At 45.7% G+C, this 21050-nt stretch carries 27 protein-coding genes; 7 read left to right on the top strand and 20 right to left on the bottom strand.

Features of this window, described 5'->3' with window-relative positions; translation table 11 throughout:
* Nucleotides 1-2: 2 nt before the first annotated feature.
* The 5 genes from LPW40_RS01825 to LPW40_RS01805 all read right to left on the bottom strand — a co-directional run bounded on the left by LPW40_RS01825 (nucleotide 3) and on the right by LPW40_RS01805 (nucleotide 2929).
* Nucleotides 3-671, bottom strand: a complete 669-nt coding sequence (locus tag LPW40_RS01825) for an O-methyltransferase (protein WP_230820529.1) — start codon at nucleotides 669-671, stop codon at nucleotides 3-5.
* Nucleotides 672-968: 297 nt separating this feature from the next.
* Nucleotides 969-1538 (bottom strand): general stress protein, encoded by a 570-nt coding sequence (locus tag LPW40_RS01820; RefSeq protein ID WP_230820528.1) that lies wholly within the window; start codon nucleotides 1536-1538, stop codon nucleotides 969-971.
* A 200-nt stretch (nucleotides 1539-1738) separates the two neighbouring features.
* A complete protein-coding gene (locus LPW40_RS01815) occupies nucleotides 1739-2068 on the bottom strand; it encodes a type II toxin-antitoxin system PemK/MazF family toxin (RefSeq protein WP_230820527.1) in 330 nt (109 codons plus the stop codon).
* Entirely contained in the window at nucleotides 2062-2304 is a 243-nt protein-coding gene (locus LPW40_RS01810; RefSeq protein ID WP_230820526.1) for an AbrB/MazE/SpoVT family DNA-binding domain-containing protein, read from the bottom strand. The genes LPW40_RS01815 and LPW40_RS01810 overlap by 7 nt, the downstream gene beginning before the upstream one ends.
* Before the next feature lie 133 nt (nucleotides 2305-2437).
* A complete protein-coding gene (locus LPW40_RS01805) occupies nucleotides 2438-2929 on the bottom strand; it encodes a GNAT family N-acetyltransferase (RefSeq protein WP_230820525.1) in 492 nt (163 codons plus the stop codon).
* A gap of 285 nt (nucleotides 2930-3214) precedes the next feature.
* Here LPW40_RS01805 and LPW40_RS01800 point away from each other — a divergent pair, with 285 nt between their 5' ends.
* The 3 genes from LPW40_RS01800 (at nucleotide 3215) to LPW40_RS01790 (ending at nucleotide 5050) form a co-directional block, all read left to right on the top strand.
* The gene (locus LPW40_RS01800; RefSeq protein WP_230820524.1) at nucleotides 3215-3433 is read left to right on the top strand and encodes a hypothetical protein; all 219 of its coding nucleotides are present in this window, start codon (nucleotides 3215-3217) and stop codon (nucleotides 3431-3433) included.
* A gap of 46 nt (nucleotides 3434-3479) precedes the next feature.
* Nucleotides 3480-4130, top strand: coding sequence for an HAD family hydrolase (locus LPW40_RS01795; protein WP_230820523.1), 651 nt, complete (start codon nucleotides 3480-3482; stop codon nucleotides 4128-4130).
* Nucleotides 4131-4228: 98 nt separating this feature from the next.
* Entirely contained in the window at nucleotides 4229-5050 is an 822-nt protein-coding gene (locus LPW40_RS01790; RefSeq protein ID WP_230820522.1) for a YihY/virulence factor BrkB family protein, read from the top strand.
* 51 nt (nucleotides 5051-5101) lie between these two features.
* Here the strand turns inward: LPW40_RS01790 and LPW40_RS01785 are convergent, their stop codons facing one another.
* The 8 genes from LPW40_RS01785 to LPW40_RS01750 form a co-directional block, all read right to left on the bottom strand.
* A complete protein-coding gene (locus tag LPW40_RS01785; protein ID WP_230820521.1) occupies nucleotides 5102-5608 on the bottom strand; it encodes a GNAT family N-acetyltransferase in 507 nt (168 codons plus the stop codon).
* A 33-nt stretch (nucleotides 5609-5641) separates the two neighbouring features.
* Entirely contained in the window at nucleotides 5642-6136 is a 495-nt protein-coding gene (locus LPW40_RS01780; RefSeq protein WP_230820520.1) for a GNAT family N-acetyltransferase, read from the bottom strand.
* Between the two features lie 126 nt (nucleotides 6137-6262).
* Complete coding sequence (locus LPW40_RS01775; protein ID WP_230820519.1) at nucleotides 6263-7459, bottom strand: RtcB family protein; 1197 nt, start codon at nucleotides 7457-7459, stop codon at nucleotides 6263-6265.
* A complete protein-coding gene (locus LPW40_RS01770; RefSeq protein ID WP_230820518.1) occupies nucleotides 7443-8750 on the bottom strand; it encodes an amidohydrolase in 1308 nt (435 codons plus the stop codon). Before LPW40_RS01770 ends, LPW40_RS01775 begins: the two co-directional genes overlap by 17 nt.
* A 532-nt stretch (nucleotides 8751-9282) precedes the next feature.
* Nucleotides 9283-9777, bottom strand: a complete 495-nt coding sequence (locus LPW40_RS01765) for a CarD family transcriptional regulator (protein WP_230820517.1) — start codon at nucleotides 9775-9777, stop codon at nucleotides 9283-9285.
* 291 nt (nucleotides 9778-10068) lie between these two features.
* Nucleotides 10069-10431, bottom strand: coding sequence for a hypothetical protein (locus tag LPW40_RS01760; RefSeq protein ID WP_230820516.1), 363 nt, complete (start codon nucleotides 10429-10431; stop codon nucleotides 10069-10071).
* An 11-nt stretch (nucleotides 10432-10442) separates the two neighbouring features.
* Entirely contained in the window at nucleotides 10443-11126 is a 684-nt protein-coding gene (gene radC / locus LPW40_RS01755) for a RadC family protein (RefSeq protein ID WP_230820515.1), read from the bottom strand.
* Entirely contained in the window at nucleotides 11123-11839 is a 717-nt protein-coding gene (locus tag LPW40_RS01750) for a prepilin peptidase (protein WP_230820514.1), read from the bottom strand. Before LPW40_RS01750 ends, radC begins: the two co-directional genes overlap by 4 nt.
* Before the next feature lie 240 nt (nucleotides 11840-12079).
* Between LPW40_RS01750 and LPW40_RS01745 the strand changes: the two genes are divergently transcribed.
* Nucleotides 12080-12985, top strand: a complete 906-nt coding sequence (locus tag LPW40_RS01745) for a DUF5996 family protein (protein WP_230820513.1) — start codon at nucleotides 12080-12082, stop codon at nucleotides 12983-12985.
* A gap of 52 nt (nucleotides 12986-13037) precedes the next feature.
* Here the strand turns inward: LPW40_RS01745 and LPW40_RS01740 are convergent, their stop codons facing one another.
* From LPW40_RS01740 to LPW40_RS01730, 3 genes are all read right to left on the bottom strand, one after another.
* Nucleotides 13038-13472, bottom strand: coding sequence for an Hsp20/alpha crystallin family protein (locus tag LPW40_RS01740; protein ID WP_230820512.1), 435 nt, complete (start codon nucleotides 13470-13472; stop codon nucleotides 13038-13040).
* Nucleotides 13473-13497: 25 nt separating this feature from the next.
* Nucleotides 13498-13686 (bottom strand): hypothetical protein, encoded by a 189-nt coding sequence (locus LPW40_RS01735; protein ID WP_230820511.1) that lies wholly within the window; start codon nucleotides 13684-13686, stop codon nucleotides 13498-13500.
* A 97-nt stretch (nucleotides 13687-13783) separates the two neighbouring features.
* Nucleotides 13784-14677 carry a YitT family protein gene (locus LPW40_RS01730; RefSeq protein WP_230820510.1) on the bottom strand — a complete coding sequence of 298 codons (894 nt, stop codon included), beginning with the start codon at nucleotides 14675-14677 and terminating at the stop codon, nucleotides 13784-13786.
* Between the two features lie 255 nt (nucleotides 14678-14932).
* Here LPW40_RS01730 and LPW40_RS01725 point away from each other — a divergent pair, with 255 nt between their 5' ends.
* Both LPW40_RS01725 and LPW40_RS01720 read left to right on the top strand, forming a co-directional pair.
* Nucleotides 14933-16123 (top strand): MFS transporter, encoded by a 1191-nt coding sequence (locus tag LPW40_RS01725; protein WP_230820509.1) that lies wholly within the window; start codon nucleotides 14933-14935, stop codon nucleotides 16121-16123.
* Nucleotides 16124-16284: 161 nt separating this feature from the next.
* Complete coding sequence (locus LPW40_RS01720) at nucleotides 16285-17505, top strand: YeeE/YedE family protein (RefSeq protein ID WP_230821053.1); 1221 nt, start codon at nucleotides 16285-16287, stop codon at nucleotides 17503-17505.
* Nucleotides 17506-17558: 53 nt separating this feature from the next.
* Here LPW40_RS01720 and LPW40_RS01715 read toward each other — a convergent pair whose 3' ends face one another.
* Nucleotides 17559-18272, bottom strand: coding sequence for an acyltransferase family protein (locus LPW40_RS01715; protein ID WP_230821052.1), 714 nt, complete (start codon nucleotides 18270-18272; stop codon nucleotides 17559-17561).
* On the bottom strand, nucleotides 18248-18544 hold the full coding sequence (locus tag LPW40_RS01710) for an OpgC domain-containing protein (RefSeq protein WP_230820508.1): 297 nt from the start codon (nucleotides 18542-18544) through the stop codon (nucleotides 18248-18250). The genes LPW40_RS01715 and LPW40_RS01710 overlap by 25 nt, the downstream gene beginning before the upstream one ends.
* 345 nt (nucleotides 18545-18889) lie before the next feature.
* On the opposite strand from LPW40_RS01710, the gene LPW40_RS01705 reads away from it, so the two are divergent.
* A complete protein-coding gene (locus LPW40_RS01705) occupies nucleotides 18890-19138 on the top strand; it encodes a DUF3243 domain-containing protein (RefSeq protein ID WP_230821051.1) in 249 nt (82 codons plus the stop codon).
* 71 nt (nucleotides 19139-19209) lie between these two features.
* Here the strand turns inward: LPW40_RS01705 and rbsK are convergent, their stop codons facing one another.
* Nucleotides 19210-20079: a ribokinase gene (rbsK, locus tag LPW40_RS01700; protein WP_230820507.1), complete on the bottom strand. Its 870-nt coding sequence runs from the start codon at nucleotides 20077-20079 to the stop codon at nucleotides 19210-19212.
* Nucleotides 20066-21010: a nucleoside hydrolase gene (locus tag LPW40_RS01695; RefSeq protein WP_230820506.1), complete on the bottom strand. Its 945-nt coding sequence runs from the start codon at nucleotides 21008-21010 to the stop codon at nucleotides 20066-20068. Before LPW40_RS01695 ends, rbsK begins: the two co-directional genes overlap by 14 nt.
* Between the last annotated feature and the right edge of the window lie 40 nt (nucleotides 21011-21050).

Raw genomic sequence — 21050 nt, 5'->3', positions numbered from 1 at the left:
ATTTATTTCACCCTGCCAAGCAGGAAACCGTCATATCCTTTTCTTCCAACGGTCTGTATAATGGTCGTCTCGATCTCGTCATTCTCCGATAACATCTCGATGAATTTCCTGATATGCGGGATGTTCTTTTCTTCAGTGTCGGGGTCGATCACTTGTCCCCCTCTTACGACATTGTCAGCCACAATCACCGTTCCGGTCGTCGACACTTCAAGTGCCTCCTCGAGATATTCCGGGTAGCTATCCTTATTCGCATCGATGAAGATGAAATCAAACCTGGGATAGCCCTTCTCCATCAATTTCGGCAGGCTGTCGAGCGCCTGGCCTCTGATCACCGCCACCTGATCTTCAAAGCCGGCGTTTCTGATATTTTCTTCGGCGATATTCGCATGTTTATCACTCACTTCAAGCGTGGCCATCAGACCGTCCTTCGGCAGGGCACGGGCAAGCCAGATTGTGCTGTAGCCGCCGTGGGTGCCAATCTCCAGAATCGAGCTCGCTCCGCTCATCTTCGCCAGAAGGTAAAGCATCTTGCCGTGCGTTGCAGCGACCTCTATTGGCGGAAGCCCCGCTTCTTCATTCTTCTCCAATATCGACTCCATGACTTCATCCGAGACGTGGAGTTCCTCATCGATGAAAGCATCCACAGCTTTCCATGTTTCTTTCATATCCATACATCTTACCTCCATTTTCAAATGTTTTCCCGCACATTTTGGATTTCAAACTTAAGATTTGCATAGAGGTTGTGTATATACAATATTCTGATATAACACTCATGGCCGGTGCTGCAAAACTGATATATGCTCCGGCTTTAAGCCGAGAGAAGATGAGAGCCCTCTAGAAATTGATGACAGAATGATGAAAACACCGTTAAAGAAACAAGAAGCTTCGTCCCTCTCCTTTTGAAGTTCATTATATAAGATGATATTGATAGTGAATAAAGTTCCTCCTGCACCGGTTGTTAAAATCAATCACTTTCTGTCGCCAAGGATTTCATCGATGTTTTCCTCTTCACGGAGTCTGCGCAATTCTTCATCGGAGGTGACTCCTTCACCGCTTCGGGCTTTTCCAGTGTCATCTTCATTGGAATCGAGTGCGCCTGCAAGTCCTGCTGCCCCGAGGTCCGTTCTGCCGGCTCCGCCTGTCATCCTGATGCCGTCGGCGCCGGCCGCCCCTGCACCCGGGCCGCCTATAAAGCCTGTATCCTGCCCCGACACCGTCGCCTGCTTATCCACATAGAGCAGGATCTTACCGGCATCCAATGATCTCATGAATTCCTCTTCTTCTGAAGCAGTCAGATCCAGACTTTCGGCCACCCGCTCTTCAGGTTGATCATCGGTGAAGAACGACACGACTTTATCCCAGGCACTGCCTTCTGAGTTTTTCATCTTCACTCCTGAATATGCCTCGAACGCCCCTCCTGCATCTAAGTCGTGACCCGCAACGAGCGTAATCTGATTTTCATCCACACCTTCAGACTTCAACTCGTCTATCCTTTTAATCACTTCCTGCTCCGTGGAAAACGTTTCAATACTGTTCATCATGATCCCTCCGGTTCATTTTCTTATTTTACTATTACCCGGGGCCGGCTGGATATAATGCTCTAAACTTTAGATGATATTATAATAAAAGGACAGAAGCTATGCGCCTCTATCCCTGCACAATTATTCCTCATTCAAAAATGTTAAATATTTCAGCTGTCTCGATTTGTCATGGATATTTGTGAAAGCAAGCATTTCTTTTAAGAACTTTTTTGAAATATCGCCCTCACCTTCATCAGGAGCTCCTCCAGCAAGTCGTTATCCACTGTTTCTACAGACACGTACTGACGGGCATTGTAATCCACCGCTACCAATTGATCCAAAAGAACTTTCCCGGTTGTGACGGTATTTTTTAAAGGGATATAGAATGGATAGTCCCTCTTTGTATTACTTATTGGAGCAAAGATAGCTATATTCGATACTTGGCTGATGATTTCATGGCTCAAACAAATGTAAGGACGGTAGCCCTGTTGTTCATGTCCTCTCTCAGGATTGAGGTTTATTTTAATTATTTCACCTTGCTTTACCATTTTTCATTACCTTCAGGTTCAAATTCCTGTATCTCTGCTTGAAAAGACCCACCTTTGTAGTCCTTGAACATCTCTTCTATAGTGATCTCTTTTTTCGGTTTTGAAAGAATAACTGCCCCGTCTTTAATTTCAATATTTAAGCTGTCGTTCTCTTCGATTTCCAGAGCTTCTGTCACTGCTTTAGGGAGTCTTATGCCTTTACTGTTACCCCATCTATTGACTGATACTTTCATCATGACCCTCACTCCTCTTCTTTATTGGTAACTTAATTATATCACCATGGATATACTTTGTATATCTCAGAGGAGTACTAAAATTTAATTGTACCTTATTTTCTAGTCACTTAATTATCTAGAAGATTGTTTTGGCTCATTTTAAAATGCTTGCAGATTCTGTATATTTGATCATCGTCCAGTATTCCCTGGAATATGCAGGAAATTCATCTGTCTTTTCAAACCCGAGTTTTTCGTAAAGATGAATGGCTCTTGCATTGAATTTCGCGACAGTCAGACGGAATGTCGTCTTCTTATATTTTTCTTCAATGCTTTTCAGGATGAAGGAACAAAATTCATAACCATACCCTTTCCCCGTCAGGTCAGGATCCATACCGAAACCAATATCGAGGTACGGCTCCACATACACGCCGTACTGATGGCCGTCAGGTATCTGAGCATTTTTGCCGATGCAGAAGAAACCCACCAGATCCTCCTCATTGACCAGTGCAAAATAAGTGCCGTCCAGCAGTTCCTTCAAATCCTCCGCTGTCGGGTCATTATTGTAGTAGTCATACGGCTTTTCATATTTCCAGTCCAGAATCTTCAATGCAAATTCCCGGTCCATATTTTCAATGTGTAATTTCATTTCCCGATTCTCATTTCATAAGTGATTTGCGTATGACCATGTCGTTCCCTTCATTTTTCACCATATTATAACAAGCCGGCGTTAATCTTAAAAGATTTTTTGAAAACGCCACCAAAATAAGTGCTGATAATGACCGGTCACTTGATAAAAGCCTTGTCAACGGGGATACGGGAAGGGATAATGAGATTGATACTACCTTGGTTGTTACAGTGAATAAATTACGTTGAGTAGGATTTGCAGAATGAAGTCAACTCAACACTTTTAAAAGATGGATGTGACATTATAATGCTGGTTACTATAATACTGATAATATTACTTGTTGAGGGCGCCATCCTCTTCTTTTACGGCTTGCAGAAGCAATCGCAGTTATTTTTCTTCTTGGGGATGACCGCGTTTTTCATACCGGTCGTCTACTTCATCAGCGGCGCCACGTTCCTGCCTCTGATTCCCGTGCTTGCACTGATCATCACTTACATTACGAAAAGAAAAATCACCCTTACCTGATCGATATGAGCAATTTCCATTAATAAAAATTTGGAAGGGGTCAATTATGAAATACCAAAATATACGAGCCGTCATTTTTGATTTCGACGGTACACTGGCTGATACATTGCCGCTCTGCTACCACGCGTTCCAGACTGTCTTCAAAACATTCGACGGGAAGGACTTTACGGATGAAGAGATCAGATCGCTGTTTGGACCTGCTGAACCCGCAATCATCGAGGAACATCTCGTCAGTGATGAGAAAGAATCGGCAATCGATCTTTATTTCAAAACCTACACGGAAAATCATGATGACTTTGTGATCCGCAATGATAAAATGCATACGCTGATTACAGGGCTGAAAGAGAAAGGCATTAAGCTCGGCATCGTCACCGGCAAATCCCGGAAAAGCCTGGAAATTTCTCTAAAGCGTCTTGGTATGGAGAACTTTTTCGACTGTAAGATCTCCGGCGATGATGTAGACAGGCCAAAACCTGATCCTGAAGGTATCTTCACAGTACTGAATAAATTGAACCTTAGGAAAGATGAAGTCGTGTTTTTAGGGGACAGTGATGCAGACATTGGGGCTGGCATGAGCGCCGGTGTCTGGACGATCGGGGTGCAATGGCTGCCGAATGTCCAGACCTCCCACTTTTCCACCGAACCTGATGAGGTATATAAGGAGATTGATGACTTCATGAGGAAATTCTCTCTTTAACCGTTAGACATTCAGCGTATATGTACAAATATGCTGTACTACAGTGGCGGGAATATCCTGTATGTTTCCCAAAATGAATAGGACTGAAGGGGATTTAAATGATAATTTGGGTAAAGCAATTTTCCAAAAAGCTGTTCTACAATTCCATAAAAGATAAAGTGTTTGATATGGCTGCACAGCTCTCTTATTATCTGCTGCTTGCGATATTCCCGTTTTTGATTCTAATATTTACCTTAATGCGTTTTCTGCCGATCACCACCGGGACAGTACTGGATATTATCAGCCCGTATGCTCCAGAGGGAGCAATGCAGTTGATTGAAGACAATTTATATCAAGTGCTTGAAGTTACAAGGGGAGACTTATTGTCGCTCAGTATGATAGCGACGATATGGCTGTCGGCCATGGGTGCCATTGCACTCGTACGGACGTTGAATAGTGCGCACCGGGTGGAAGAGAGCAGGCCTTTCATTAAGGCGATTAGTGTAGCAATCCTGCTCGCCATCGGTATGATCCTGAGTGTAGTCATCTCTTTAATATTGCTGGTGTTTGGAAGAGAGATCGGGCTGTCCATCTCTTCCCTGTTAGGGTTTGACCCCAATTTCCTGCAGGACTGGAATACATTTCGCTGGACGTTCAGTTTTATTATATTGGTAGTCGTCGTTGCAGGTCTGTATTATTTTGCGCCAAACAAAAAACTGCGTATACGCGACATCATCCCCGGCACATTGTTTGCTGTGGTTGGATGGCAGCTGGCTTCACTCGGGTTCTCGTACTATGTGAGTATCGCTGATTATTCCATTATCTACGGCAATCTTGGAACCATCATCATTTTACTGATCTGGTTGTATTTAACTTCCTTGATAATTTTAATAGGCGGTGAGATTAATGCCATCATAAGCGATAGACAGAGTGAAAGATAGAAACTGTTATAGGGCAAGTTGGTTTCAAACGATGCATTATTTCTATAAAACTTATAACTGTTCCAGAACCTTGCCCACATCATCCCACTCATAGATCAGTTCATTGAACATTTCCCCGCCGATTTGGATTTTAACGGTGTCGGTCAGTTCCGCACCGTAATGTTCATAAAAGTGACGGGTTTTATTATCTTCGAGCACCTCGACAGTGATCCTGCCGTAGCCCTTCTCTTTAAAGTGGCTGAACAGTTTTTCGAACATTTTCTTGCCGATTCCCCTGCCCTGGAATTCCTCCAGCAGGTAGATTGCCGTGAGGTCACATGAGGCATCCCTGCCATTCCATGAGGCAAAGCCTATGATCCGGCCCGCTTCATCCTCCGCAACGATGACATTGTCCTTTTCTTCCATAAGAATCCTGTTCCACAGGTCGGTCCTTTCGTCATAAGATAAATCGTTCAAGTAACTCCCGGGTATGATTTCCTTGTAAGTCGTCCTCCAGCTGTCCACATGGACTTTTGCGATGCCCGGTGCATCTTTCAATACCGCTTGTCTGATCTTCATTTCCATTCCCCCGTCAATCTGAATATACATTTTTTAAATCAATTTATACATATAATACTCATTCATCGGCCTGCCGTCGATCATCAGTGAATGTACTTTCTCGCCTTCAACGGTGAATCCCATCTTTTTATAGAGGTTGAACGCCGGCGCGTTATCTTTGATGACCGTGAGCTCAAGCCTTGTGATGCCTTGGTCTTCAGCCCATTCGAATATATGACTGAATAATGATAAGGCGATTCCCCTGCCTCTGTATGCTGCATCCACTCCAAGCACGAGGTAGGCCGAATGCTTATTCCGTTTGAGTTTCCCCCTGAATGCCGCCATGAATCCTGCAAGATTGCCGTCCACTTCCGCGACTTGAAAATAAACCCCATCATCCTTCTTTAACCCGGCTATGGCTTTTCTCTGGTCCTCCACGCTCGTCTGCCGCTCGCCGGGATCATAGAGCATATAGCCCGACTCATCCAGCCTCTTACTCAGCTCCAGGAACTCAGCTGCATCACTTTCATCCAATGCCCTTATATTCATACAAATCACCCTTAATGACTAAAATCAACTAATATTCCAATTATACCAAATGCATATTGAATATTCAGAAATTATTTGCTTAGCCTAAACCCTCATGGTAATCATGAGGGTTTGAGACAATTGCATTTATTTCGCCTTGAAGTTGTAAACCGGTTTGATCCAGTGGTGGATTTCGACTGTATCCCCGATACGGAAAATGATGTCCTCTGCCGCTTTATACACAAAAGGTGATTCATCCACGGTTTTCTGGCCAACCGACGAGGAGTAGACGCCCTTCATCGAATCCATGAAGGCTTTGACATCGATAGTTTTACTGGCCTGTGTGCGGCTCATCACCCTGCCCGCCCCGTGGGGTGCGGAGTGATTCCAGTCCGGGTTGCCTTTGCCTGCACATATCAGCGAGCCATCCCTCATATTGAGCGGGATGATCAGACGCTCGCCTTCCCTGGCGCTCGTCGCTCCTTTGCGGATGATGCCATTCTCGATATCTATGAAATTATGGATGGAATCGAATGCATCCACAGACTCAAGTCCTGCAGCTTCAATCATCTCATCCAGCATGGCCTTGCGGTTTGCATGGGCAAACTGCTGGGCGATCGCCATATCATTGATATAGTCGGCAAGGAGGTCACCTTCGAGATATGCAAGATCATCCACCCGCTTCCGCTTCTTTTTGCCGGGATTTAAGAGTTTATGGATTTCCTCATAATGTCCCTTCTCCTTTAAGGACTGAAGCAGCGCTTCATTTTCCGCGTTGTTGCGCGTGAAGTCTGCGACTTTTTGATGATAGGTCGCAATCATATGGCCGAGCTTCCTTGAACCCGAATGGACGGTGAGCCAGTGGTCGCCGTTTTCATCAACAGCAAGCTCGATGAAATGGTTCCCGCCGCCGAGCGTGCCGAGTGACCGGTTGATATACTCTTTCTCTTTATCTGATAAAGGCATTGTAAGGTTCCTCGTCCATTCTTCCGGATCGGAATTGGGCTGTGCGTGCACGCCCTTGCCGCTCGGCACTTTGCTTCCGACCAGCTTGTCGAACTGCTCCAGCGGGATATTGAAATCTGCGAGCTTATACGACATCATGCCGCAGCCGATATCGACCCCGACGACATTCGGTGACACTTTCCAGTCATTTTTGGATTCCGGCAGCCGGATCGTCGTCCCAATCGTCGAACCTTTTCCGTAGTGTACATCCGGCATGATCCGCACCTTTGCGTTTTCGGTAATATCACTGTCCAGCATCTTTTTGATCTGTTCGACGGTATTCTCTTCAATCGTTTCGATGAATGCTTTCGCAACTCCGTTTTTACCTTGAATCTCCATGATTTTCACCCTCTCTCGGAAATACCCGGATCCCCGCCTCTTTTGCGAGTGACTCAAGTGCCTTGCTTTCAGGTTCAAAGATGATTTCTTCATCTGAGGCCAGAAAATCCAACGCATACTGGACAGTTGCCGCAACACCAAGCTTTAAAACGTCGGCATCGATTTCGAACTTCGGATGATGGTGGCCTGCGCCCGTCCCTTTTTCCGCGTTTTCAATACCGATGAATGCAAAAACGCCCGGGAGGTACTTCTGATAAAAGGCGAACGGCTCCGATGCCATCCAAGCGGGATAATTGTAGAGCACTTCTTTCCCAAGCGACCGTTCCACCGCTTCGCGGGCGATTTCAGCACAGTCCTTATTATTGTAGACGGACAAATCGATCGCATTCGGTTCCTGTATATATTCGTAAGAGCAGTGATGCAGCGCCGCAATCTTATCGAGCCGCTCCCTGAACTCAATCTCTGCCCTTTTGCCTTGATCATGATGCAGATACCTGAAGGTGCCTTTAAAGTTGAGGCTGTCGGGGATGACATTGTGGTTCGATCCGCTGTTAACGCTGCCGATGGAGAAAGTGATGGCCTTGAAAGGGTCCAGGGAATTCATGCGCATCGATTTAAGGTTGTTGTAGAAGTCCGTGAAGACATCAAGCGGCGTACTGGCAAGGTCCGGTCTCGCCCCGTGGCCGCCGTTGCCGATGATTTTGACATCGAACAGAAATGCACCCGCCATCCTCGGCCCTGGATCCACCGATATTGCACCTGAAGGCATATCCGCTTTCAGGTGGATGCCCCACACGCCGTCCGCACCGATTTCAAGTATGCGGCGCAGTATGCCGACGATGCCGCGGCCATCCTCCTCACCCTGCTCGAAGGCGAGTATGAGCCTGCCTTTGATGTTCTCCCTCTGCCTGACAAGTATTTTTGCGGCACCGAGAAGCATCGCGGTATGACCGTCATGCCCGCACGTGTGTGCTGCATCATCGTATTTGGAAATAATCTTTTTCTGCATCTTCAGGTTAGTGTCGTCTTCCTTCATCGGCAGTGCATCTATATCCGCCCGGAGTACAAGCGTTTTTCCGGGGGACCCGCCTTCAATGATTGAAATGATGCCGCCGTTCGGGACGACTTCACACTGCAGGCCCATCCCTTCCAGTTCACTGATGATTTTCGTTATCGTCCTTGTTTCTTCACCGCTCACTTCCGGATGCATATGTAGATCCTCCTGGATACCGACTACATACTCTTCAATTCCTTCAGCCTGTTTCAAAATGACCGATTCTTCAGTTGACATGAGACTTCCCCTCCCGCTCCAACAAATTATAATATTGCATTTATGATCATTATACTATAAATGAAAAAACCCCGGCATTGCCGGATGGACTAGCGGGAGGACTGTCCAATTTTCATCAAGCCTCAGATAGCTTTTATATATTATATATGTTTAAGACCGGTGCGGCGTGGATATAGGAAATTATAGATGAGCCGGGAATCATGATACTCCCAAAAACGTCGAAACTTTCATGATTCCGGGCATTGATTTTAATGCACAAAAAAAAAGAGACTGGATATCCAGTCTCTTTCACAGATAAATAATATAATATATGATATCTAGAGGACAAAGCAGTGTCCTCTATCGGAAGGCGTCGATGAAACGAATATTTATATAGGAATGATTCGTTGACGTCCTTGTTATGTTATCTTCATTATATTTTAATCTGATTCTCATTTCAAGGGATAAAACCTATTTTATTGATTTGTAATCTGATTGTAATATTGTGCAACAATTTATGCAGAAAAGGTCCTTATATATGCAAATTGCATGTTTAAGAAATGGCTTTACGGTCCTCTGTCAATCTGGAGATGAACTGATCCTTCTTATCCTTGTCCATGCCTTCCACCAGTCTCAATTCACTCATCAGGAATTTTTGAGCCTGCTTCAGCAGTCTTTTTTCACTTGAATTCAGCTTCTCTTCTTTTTGCATATGCATCAGAGCGTAAACCACTTCGATACATGCTTTCAGGCTGCCTGTTTTTATCCTGTCCTCGTTGGCTTTCAACCTTTGTTTCCATGGAAGCTCTTTATCCGGTTCCTCAGTCTCTATCATAGTTATAATTTCCTTCACCGTATCCATATCTGTGACAAGACGGATGTTCGACTTGGAAACCTTCTCCTTTGGAATCATCACTTTCATATTATCATCAATCATATGGATAATATAATACTGCCGCTTTTCTCCCGAGACTTCTTTTTCTTCGATCGCGTCGATCCTGCCTGCACCATGCATTGGATAAAAAATGTTGTCTCCTACTAGATACAAAGTATCGCCTCCATATTCTCACACTTATAAGTATAACACCCCAATCATTTTTAATCAAATTCTCTATATTAACATGGTGAAATAATTTATGTCAATACTTATATTGTAATTACTTAAAGAGTGATAATGTAAAAGTTAGACTAGTGGAAAATGTTCAGTTTAAGCGAATGATTAATCACTTATTTACCACTTTATTATAATAATGCAGATTTAAAGAAGGAGCCTTTGAAAGGCCCCTTTTCATCTGTTGAAGGTATTCAGGTAATTTTCAATTCAAATATTAATGTTTCCTCACCAGTTCGAGGTGTAGAAAAGATTGTACTTGTTGAAGTCCAGGAACTTGGCGTGATAGAAATCGGCTGCCGCCTGATCGATATAGCCGTGATAAATCCTGTCGTAATCGTAAGAGCCGAAGAACGGACCCGGGAAGGTCGGAAGCAATACGCCGGCTTTTTCCCTGTCGTATCTCACTTCGTTCAGCATCTGATAGACATCATCAATTGTCTCATGGTTCAAACCGACCCTCCCGCAGTTCGGGATATCAAAATTCCTTACAAAATATCCCTGCAGGGCGTTGAATTTCCTGTAATAACTGTATTCTATGATTTCCGATGTTTCTTTATCCTCTAAATATAAGTACATGTCCAGTCCCATATCTCTGCTCCTTAATCTATATAATTCATTTCTTTTAAACTTAAATATCTGCCCGATCCAATTATGATGTGATCCAAAAAGTCGATGCCGATCAATTCCCCACATTCCTTGAGCCGTTTTGTCACTTCAATGTCCTCGTGCGAAGGCGCCGGGTCGCCACTTGGATGATTATGCACACAAATGATTGCAGCAGCACTCCTTTTGACCGCTCCTTTGAATATCTCCCTTGGATGTACAATCGACGTATTTAATGAACCCTTGAACAAAGTGTCCTGATGGATGACCATATTTTTGGTGGAGAGGTAAAGCACTACGAAATGTTCCTGATGGTAATACCTCATCTTTTCCATTAAGAGCATGGAAACATCTTCAGGGCTTTTGATGTAGACTTCCTCTTCTAATGAATGTGTATGCATCCGGACAGCCAGTTCAATCATCGCCAGTATCGTAACGGCCTTAGCCTGCCCGATCCCTTTGATGCTCGTCAGCTCCTGATAAGTGATGTCCCTCAAATCCCTGATTGTCTTAAAGTCTTTAATGATGTTGTTGGCAAGGGTCAGGCTGGAGCCCTCCCGGCTCCCTGTATTGATCAGGATTGCGAGCAATTCCTGGTTGTTCAATTTATCTGCCCCGTAGAGCAACAGCCTTTCCCTCGGTTTATCGGATGAATGCATTTCTTTGATCATCAATGTCATAAAAATCCTCCGGCGTATATTAGATGGATGTCTTCATACATATAAAACACAATGAGTATACCGTTGGTGATGAAAGGCACCAGCGGCACTTTGTCGACCCTGCTGCTTTTATACAGGTTGATCAGCACAACGAACAAACCGCCGATCAAGTATGTGAATATCAGGATATAAAGGAAAAAATTCAAAGGTGTGATTAAAGTAAGCACACTGAACAGCTTTATATCCCCATAGCCTATGCTGCCGTAAAACAAGTAATAAAATAAATGCAGAACGAGGATGGCCGAGAAGTCACCCAACGGTTCCACATACTGCAGGTTGGTCAAATACAATCCGGTGAATAAAAATATTAGATTTATGTGATTCGGGATGGTGAAAGTTTCAAAATCAAAAATGGAGAGCGGGATCAAAAATATAATGATCAGGTAATAGAGTGTCAAATCGTTTAAGCCCAATTGAAAAAATAACGGCATGATAAAAAGAATGGCCATCGTGAATTCTGCAATGAAGTTGGATATCGGAATCTTTTCCCCGCATCTGCGGCATCTGCCCTTTAGAAAAACGAAGCTTAATATTGGTATCAGCTCATACCACTTCAGTGGTTTACTGCAACTGTCACAACAGCTTCTCCTGTATAAGAATGAGATATTCCTGGCGGACGTCAGGGCATATACAAACGATGCACAAACACCGCCCAGTACAATCAATGCAGCCATATCATCCCCTCCTTAAGCGGCTAAAAACATCATACTTTCACCTTAAATTGTTGTAAAATCGCAACAATTCAATTTCTGTACCTTTTTTCATGCAGAAATTGAGTTTTTGATTCAAAAGTCGACAGTTTTTTAATTTCTGCACGCAGTTTTTTAATTTCTGTAGTTTTCGATTATCTCGAAATCCAAATAATTAGTACAAATTTAAAAAATGTATATAATTGTAATCAAGAGGTGATGTTTATGGGCTTTTATAAAAATCATGAGAAGGAAATATTGACGCTGCATCTGATTTCTCAGATACTCGGAAAGATTAAATTGGAATGTGCACCGAAGGAGCCGCAATGGGAGCATGTCATTTTGGAGATAACGACCCGTGGTTTTTCCACAGGCAGTCTGAAGTGCAATGATATTTACTTTGAAATTGAAGCGAACCTCGCAGATCATATCATCACCATCAGAACAATCGACAATGAAAACAACATCCAGATGACCGATGGCAAATCCATCCGTGACTACTATTATGAACTCATTACTGTGACGCAGGACCTCGGCCTTGATATCACGATCAACACCAGGCCGCAGGAAATGAAGTCCGCCGTCCCGTTCGAGTCGGATACGGAGCACCATCACTATGACCGGGAAACCGCCATTGAAGTGCTTAAATGGTTTCATTTCGCAAAAGATACGGAGATGAAATTCATCGCACCGCTCAGGAACAGGAAAGTCCATCCCGGCTTGTTCTGGGGCACTTTCGATGTCTCCTGCATCCTCGTCTATAATGAATACCGGCCATTTCCGGATGATTCGAAGGTGATCGAGCGGGCAGCGTTCGATGAGCAGATGATCGAATTCGGCTTCTGGCTCGGGGATCATGACTTCGATAATCCGACATTCTTCGTTCTGCCCTACCCTTTCGTCGATGGAGAAGAACTGGATGTGACGGGGGATTTCCCTTCAGGCGCCTATTTCAACAAAAGGATGGCTGAATATATTATGGAGATCAAAACCGATGTCGGCGAACCGGATGCCGAAACGGTCCTCGACTTCTTTCACGCCTCATTCAAGGAGGCTGCCGATTATCTCGGCTCACCTGACCTTGAATATAACTATAAGGATTTGAAGATGGATGACCATACCGGTGATTGACGCTTTATAAAACAAAAAAAAGAGACCTTTTAAAAAGGTCTCTTCTTTATTTCTATCCTTCTTTTATCTCGATTGACTTCCGCTTGTTCTTCTCAAGCTTCGGCAGTGAGAGTGACAGTATGCCGTCCTTGAAGGAGGCATCGATGTTGTCCTCATCGACGTTACTGATCGAATACATCCGCTTCACGTTGCTGAAGGATCTTTCCTTCTGGATGACCCTGCCTTCATTATCTTTTGCTTCGTTCATCATATTGTTTTCCGCTTTGATTGTAAGCAGGCCGTTTTCATAGGATACATCGATCGCATCTTTCGTAAAGCCCGGCAGTTCTGCAGTCAATTCGTAGCGGTCTTCCATTTCCTTGATGTCGGTTCTGACACTTTTCGTTTCCGGGAAGTTGCTGAAGAACTGTCTGCCGAAATCCCTGAACATTTCACTTGGACTCATATCAAAGTAATCTCTGTTGAATGGTTTCATATCATAAGCCATAACATATCACTCCTTAGTATAGAAATTAACTGGTTTTCCTGCTAATTTGCCTAACTAAATCGATTGAGTCTAAATACTCTTCCCAACTGCGGAACCCTTCAGCTTCAACAAAAGCGCCGCCGGAGAGTGCTTCACTCCTGCAGCTTTCCCCATGCTGCTCCAAATGCTTCAGAGGTGTACCTTTTTCATTGATATACATGTTTTCCAATGCCATACCAACTCCTCCCAAACATTATGATATCTTTTTACAATTATTTTATATCACATTGGTCAAAATAGGTCAATAAAAACGCTTTTGATTTTTTAACTTTTTATACGAACGAACTGCCGAGCACGCTGTTCACATCGTTCACCACGACAAAGGCGTCTTCATCATATTTCTTGATGAGCCGCTTCAGCCTGACCAGCCTCGATTTATTGATGACGACATACAGTATGTCCGTCTCTTCCTTGGAATAAAACCCCTTGCCGTTCACCATCGTCACACCCCGGCCGATTTCGCTGTTGATCAATGTGCCGAGCGCTTCCGGTTTTGATGATACGATCGTGATCGCCTTCTTCGGATTCAGACCCTCGATGACGAAGTCCATCACTTTGACCGCCGTGAACATCGCAACGACCGTAAGCAGCACCTGCTGGACTGAAAGCACCGTCAGGCTGAGCAGGATGACGAGCATATCGACTGCGAGTATCGCGTTTGCGATTTTGATGTCCAGATATTTATTGGCGATCCGCCCGATGATCGCAGAACCTGCCGTGGTCGCTCCGATTCTGATGACCAGCCCGTTGCCGAGCCCGATCAGCAGGCCGCCAAACAATACATTGAGCATGATTTCATCGTTCTCGATCGACCATGAACCGGTCACCCCGAGGAAAAACGACATCATGATGACCGCAAAAATTGTGTAGTACATCGCCCTTTTCGACAGGAACCTGAATCCGATGATCAGCAGTATGCCATTTAAGATCAATGTTGAAACTGCCAGTGGTATGTCGAATGCGTAAAAGAAGATGATGGAAAGTCCAGTGACGCCGCCCTCACCCAGGTTTCCTGCAATCATGAAGACGTTTATCCCCACTGAAAATATGAATGCTCCTGCGATGACCGACAAAATATTCACCAGAGTCTCCAGGGTGATCTTTGGTGTCCGCATCAGTTTTATCTTTTCAAAATTAAGTTTTTTATTTCTTCTGTTATTTTTCATAATGAACCTCCTTATATGCGCCGTACTGAATACCGCCGACTAATGATAATGTATAGGGCTCATTGAATACAATACTTTCATTAATGTTCCTAATTATTAAATTATTATAATGAAGTTTTTCTGTCACAATTCAGGTAGCATCCCTGCTAAAAGTATATTTCATTATAAAATCCTTCGAATTCCGTCATAAATATAGTATGGCTTATAATTTATATGTATAATGGAATTAAACTTCAAAAGAAAAGGGGTCTCTTCATGAATGTTCAGCCGCACAGACAAAGTGGGCCCGCGGAAGACAGGATCTGGACCCGTGATTTCGTCTTCGTCTGCCTGGCCAACTTTTTTGTGTTTTTCGGTTTCCAGATGACTTTGCCGACCCTCCCCCTCTTTTTAAAAGAGCTCGGCGGGAATGATCAGCTCGTCGGGCTGATCGTCGGTATATTCACGTTCTCTGCGCTTCTGCTCAGGCCGTATGCGGGACACGCTCTGGAATCAAAGGGCCGGAAGTTCGTCTATATGACCGGCCTTGCCGTCTTCGTCCTGTCGATTGCGAGCTACAGCTTCATTTCAAGCATATTGTTTTTATTCATTTTAAGGATCGTCCAGGGGATGGGATGGGGGTTTTCAACCACTGCAGGCGGTACAATCGCAACGGACATCATCCCGCCGAAGCGGCGCGGCGAGGGTCTTGGATATTTCGGCTTATCAGGCAACCTGGCACTTGCGCTTGGACCGACGCTCGGCCTGACGCTTGTCGGAGTGATATCATTTCCCCAGCTGTTCCTGATATGTGCGGCATGCGGTTTGATGGCACTGCTTTTTGCTTCAAGAATCCGTTATAAGAAAGTGGAGGCGTCAGAAACGAGGGCCGCAAAACTCAAATTCGACATTTTTGAGAAGACCGCCATCAAGCCCTCCATTCTGCTATTCTTCATCACGGCGACTTTCGGCGGTATTGCGACGTTCCTTCCGATCTTTGCGATAGAACGCGGCATCCAGGGTATTGAGCTGTATTTCCTGCTGTATGCGGCATTCCTGATGATCTCGAGGACGTTTGCTGGCAGGATATATGACAGGAGAGGTCACTTGTATGTGTTCATGCCGGGTGCTTTCATGATCTTCATCGCAATGCTGCTGCTCGCATGGCTGCCGAACACCACCGTCCTGCTGATCGCCGCTTCCCTGTACGGCCTCGGTTTCGGCAGCGTCCAGCCGGCGCTCCAGGCATGGTCCGTGGAAAATGCACCTGCCAACAGGCGCGGGATGGCGAATGCCACCTTCTTCTCATTCTTCGACCTCGGCATCGGCCTCGGCGCGATATTGTTCGGCCAGATGGCATTCATGTTCGGCTATGCGTCGATTTATGCCGCTTCCGCAGGTTCCGTCCTGATGGCGATGATCATCTACATACTGCTTTATATACGGGCGAAGAGGATGCATGCTTAAAGTTCAATCGATTAAAATAAGCAGCGCTCATATGAGCGCTGCTTTTTTCAGTCAGCACCTTTGACAAATCACACATTCCCTTTTATAATTACAATTCATATTTAATAACTAGGAAAAGAGGAATTCATTTGACCACCAATATTAATACGGTCAGTAAAGTGATGGATCCGGTCCACCGCGATGTGGATGCGCTGAAAGATCCGCAGAAACTACTGATCGGCGGCGGTATTTTAGTCAGTCTGGTTTTATTCATATATTTGGCAGTGACGCAGGTGATCATCCAGCCGGTGTTGCTCGTAATCGGGCTCTTGCTCGGCTACACTTTGTTCCATGCACGTTTCGGTTTCACTTCCGCATTCAGGCGGCTCATGTCGGTCGGCAACGGTGAAGCGCTCAGGGCACATATGCTGATGCTCGGTGCGGCGACTGTATTATTCGCACCGGTCTTGGCACTCGGCCTGTCATTCTTCGGTGCTGAGGTGGCGGGTTATGTCGCACCTGTCGGCGTCAGCCTGATTGTCGGTGCCTTCATCTTCGGCATCGGCATGCAGCTCGGTGGCGGATGTGCTTCAGGGACGCTATACGCCATCGGCGGCGGACGTACCGTCATGTTCATCACCTTGATTTTCTTCATCATCGGTACGACGATCGGGGCGGCGCACCTGCCGTTCTGGACAGAGGAAATGCCGTCAATGGGAGAATTCTCCCTCGCGACCTCGACTAACCTTGGCTACGGCGGTGCACTGATCGTTTCACTGATCATCTTTGCGGTCATCGCGTATATCAGCAAAGTCGTTGAAAGGAAGAAGAACTCACCTAAAATCGCGCCCCTTCCAAGCGCCCGCGGCTGGAAGCGGATCTTCAGGGGCTCATGGCCCCTGTGGGCTGCGGCAATCGCACTTGCGGTGCTGAACGCACTGACGCTGATGACACGCGGCGAGCCGTGGGGCATCACTTCCGCGTTTGCACTTTGGGGCTCGAAAGCCGCGCAGTTCATCGGTTTTGATGTGGCAAGCTGGGGATACTGGCAGGGTGAAGCGGCAACGGCGTTGAACTCATCCATATTTGCAGACTCCACGACAATCCTGAACTTCGGTGTCATACTCGGTGCGTTCATCGCATCGGCAGCAGGCGGACTGTTCAAGTTCACCAAGATTACAAGAGGCAATTTCATGGCCTCCGTCATCGGCGGTCTGATGATGGGCTACGGTGCACGCCTTGCATTCGGCTGCAACATCGGTGCATACTTCGGCGGCATCGCATCATTCAGCCTGCACGGCTACATCTGGGGCATCGTCGCGATCGGCGGCACATTCCTTGCACTGTACTTGAGACCTTTATTCGGATTGTCCGTCCCCAAATCAAACGATTCGGTGTGCTGATTTAAAAAGCACCCTTACAAAAGAACCCGACACCTCTTTGGAGATGTCGGGTTTTATTGCCTCTGTAATTTTATTCTATTTCTCAATCCGTTTTCAGCATTGAAGAATAATATTCCGAATACGATACAGACCGCCAGGCTTATGACTGAATAAATCATGAGTGGAAAATCACTGATACTGTCTGCAATCACCCAGAAATAAAACATCTGGACCAAAAATATGTGGTAGGAAGCCTGCCCCATTTTCACCAGTAATCTGCTGAGAGGATTGGCTGCTTTGAATTGATAGGCCCGGAGCCCGATGATGACGAGTAATAATGTCCAGAAATAAGACGGCACATGCTGGCTCTGCCAATATCTTTCTATGAAAAATTCCCACCCCTGATAATACACACCTGCGATATAGACCGCACTCAGAATGGCTAGGGGAATCAGCCATTTATAGTTTATATTTTTAGTGTTCAGAGCTAACCAGACACCTAAAACCAAGGCAAATATATAACGGACGACGATGATCCTGTACACACTTCCCGGAACATCCATCATCATGCATATTGCATCCACCAATATGCTGATGAAGAATAGAGCGATCACACCAGCAGTCAGATTCTTTTTAAGCACCATATATATTAAAGGCAATATCAGTGTCGCCTGTATAATGACAGGTATGAAGTAACTTCCGGGACCCCATCCGCCGGCGAATAAAGATATCAGTAAAGTTTTAAAATCCAATCCATCCATCATTAGAAATTGGATGATGACCTGGATAATCCATATGAAAAGAAAGGGATAAACCAGCCTTTCAACCTTTTTGTAAAGGAAGGGAAGTTATAGAACTGGTTCAGACTGATGAAACCTCTCCGCTGAAAAGACTGGGCTGTATTATACCCGGCCAGCAGCATGAATACAGGAACGGCCTGCCAAATGTAGAAAGGAGATAAAATGGCAAGCAGCATTTCATCTGGTAAGCTATGTATCAAAATAACGGCAATGATTGCCAGGCCCTTTAGAATGTCAATATTGTAATTGCGCTTCTTCATGTTCGTCTCCTCGAAGTTAATGTATAACTGATCATATATTAATTTTCAGGGTGTGACAATTTTGATCTGACCCGGTCTGTTTTCAACTACCTTTTAACTGGAAGCCGTTCGCCTCGGTATGCTGATAAATTGATTGGATGTTTATATTTTAAATGTATGGAACATCTATATAACGGGAAGCTTGTTCAATAGATGGAATGACATCACAAGATACTTACAACGTCCTATTGGAATTACGCGAATTCAATTCAAGAAATTCAAATTTATAGGAGGCGTAGTATGAGTAACGAGAATGTGAATAACCCAGAAGAAGCACGCAACATGGATTAGGAAGACAAGGATCAAATCCTGCAGAACTATGACAAGTTCATCAATTATTTAGGCGATCAGGTGAGCAAAGGCGAGAAGATGGGCATGAATGAAGACCAGCTCGCAAAAGCTGCCACTAAAGTGGCGGATTATCTGGCTTCAAGTGAAGAACCGCGGAACCGTGAAGAACAGGTTCTAAAAGAGCTTTGGAAAACGACTGAAAATGATGACGAGAAGAAGGCGGTCGCAAGGACCCTCGTCAGAATGGCTCAAAAAACGAATTAAAATCATGTGAATCTACATTAAAACTCCCGCACGTCCATTATTGGACCTGCGGGAGTTCTGAGTTTACATGATTATTGGAGGTCTTCCCGCTTCGGCATCCCGTTCTGTGCACCGATTTTACCGACCGCAATACCTGCGGCGGCATTCGCGAAATTGATCGCCGCTTCGATACCTTTTCCTTCGGCGATGGCAACAGCGAACGCGGCATTGAAGGTATCCCCAGCCCCGGTCGTATCCACCACTTCGACACTTTTCGGCGGCAGTATGATTTCTTTGCCCTCCTCGAAGTATGACGCACCTTGTGCGCCCTGTGTCGTGATCAGTTTCTCATGATGCTCCGGCAGGCCGTCATCACGCATTTTAAAGAGTTTTGCGCGCTCATGTTCATTCGGTGTGATATAAGCGGCAGCTTCAAAGTAGGCATCCTCAAGCGCTGTGACCGGTGCCGGGTTGATAATGACGGGGACATTTTCCCGGCGGCATATATCGATTGCATGCTTTACAGTCTCCATCGGTATTTCGAACTGGACGAGCACGATATCGCTCTCCCGGATGATTTCAGCATACCGGTCGACATGTGCCCGTCCCACCTTGCCGTTGGCCCCGGCAACGATGATGATCCGGTTGTCTTTATCTGAAACGATGATGTTCGCAATGCCTGAAGGGGTGTCTTTTTCAATGCCGACTCCCTTAATATCCACACCGTTCGACTCAAAGTTTTCAAGCATCGCGCGTCCGAAATCATCATCCCCGACTTTCCCGATCATGGATACGTCGGCTCCGAGGCGCGAGGCGGCAATGGCCTGGTTTGCGCCCTTGCCGCCGTGGAGTGTCCGGAAGTCCTTTCCGTGGACGGTCTCACCCTGCATCGCCACTTCATCGGTGATGGTCACAAGGTCCATATTGATGCTGCCGATGACGGTGACCTTAGGCTTCCGCATTGGTTTCACCATACGAATCAAGGATGTCCAGGAAGACGTTCCAGAATGTCTCTTCATCCACACCGGTTGCGAATTTGACGTTTTCCGTTTTGCCCGTAGTTTTTAGCAGGTCGACCACGGTCATCCCGTATGTAGCTTCACCTTTCGTCTCGATCGTGACGTTCACATCTTCAAAGTTGAACATATCCGGGTCGATCAGGTACATCGTCGTACATGCATCGTGAATCGGTCCGCCTGAAAAACCGAAATGGTTTCTGTAAGTTTCGGCAAAGAAAATCAGGAGTTCTTTCACGAACCCGGCGGTGATGTTGTCGATCTCAGCCACCCGATTGATGATCGCCTCATCTGCGATGACCTGGTGCGTGACATCCAGTCCGAACATCGTGACCGGAACGCCGCTTTCGTACACCACTTTCGCAGCCTCTGCATCCACATAGATGTTGAACTCTGCAGCAGGCGTCCAGTTGCCGAACGTGCCTCCGCCCATCAGGACAATCTCGTCTATATTGTCCTTTATTGAAGGTTCCTTGATCAAAGCAAGCGCGATGTTCGTAAGGGGCCCGGTCGGAACGAGCGTCACTTTCCCCTCACTCTTTTTCACCTGTTCAATGATGAAGTCGACCGCATGGCCCGATGATTTCTCTTTGCGCGGCGCTTCAAGCACAGGGCCGTCGAGGCCGGTCTCTCCGTGGATTTCAGGTGCAATTTCGCTTTCCCTGACCAGCGGCCGCACAGCACCTTCAACAACAGGCACATCCAAACCGATCAGTTCACAGACCTGCAGGGCGTTCCTCGTATTCTTTTCGACTTCCACATTCCCCGCAACCGTGGTGATGCCGAGTATGTTCAGTCCGCTCCTTTTTGATGCCCCGATGATGATGGAGATTGCATCATCATGTCCCGGATCGCAGTCCAGTATTACATTCCTCATAAAATCAGCCTTTCCTGTTTTTATTAATCGTAGCATAACA

The organism is Salinicoccus halitifaciens, from assembly GCF_021026095.1.
GTDB classification, from domain to species: Bacteria; Bacillota; Bacilli; order Staphylococcales; family Salinicoccaceae; genus Lacicoccus; species Lacicoccus halitifaciens.
This window is presented reverse-complemented; position numbering and strand designations above follow the sequence as displayed.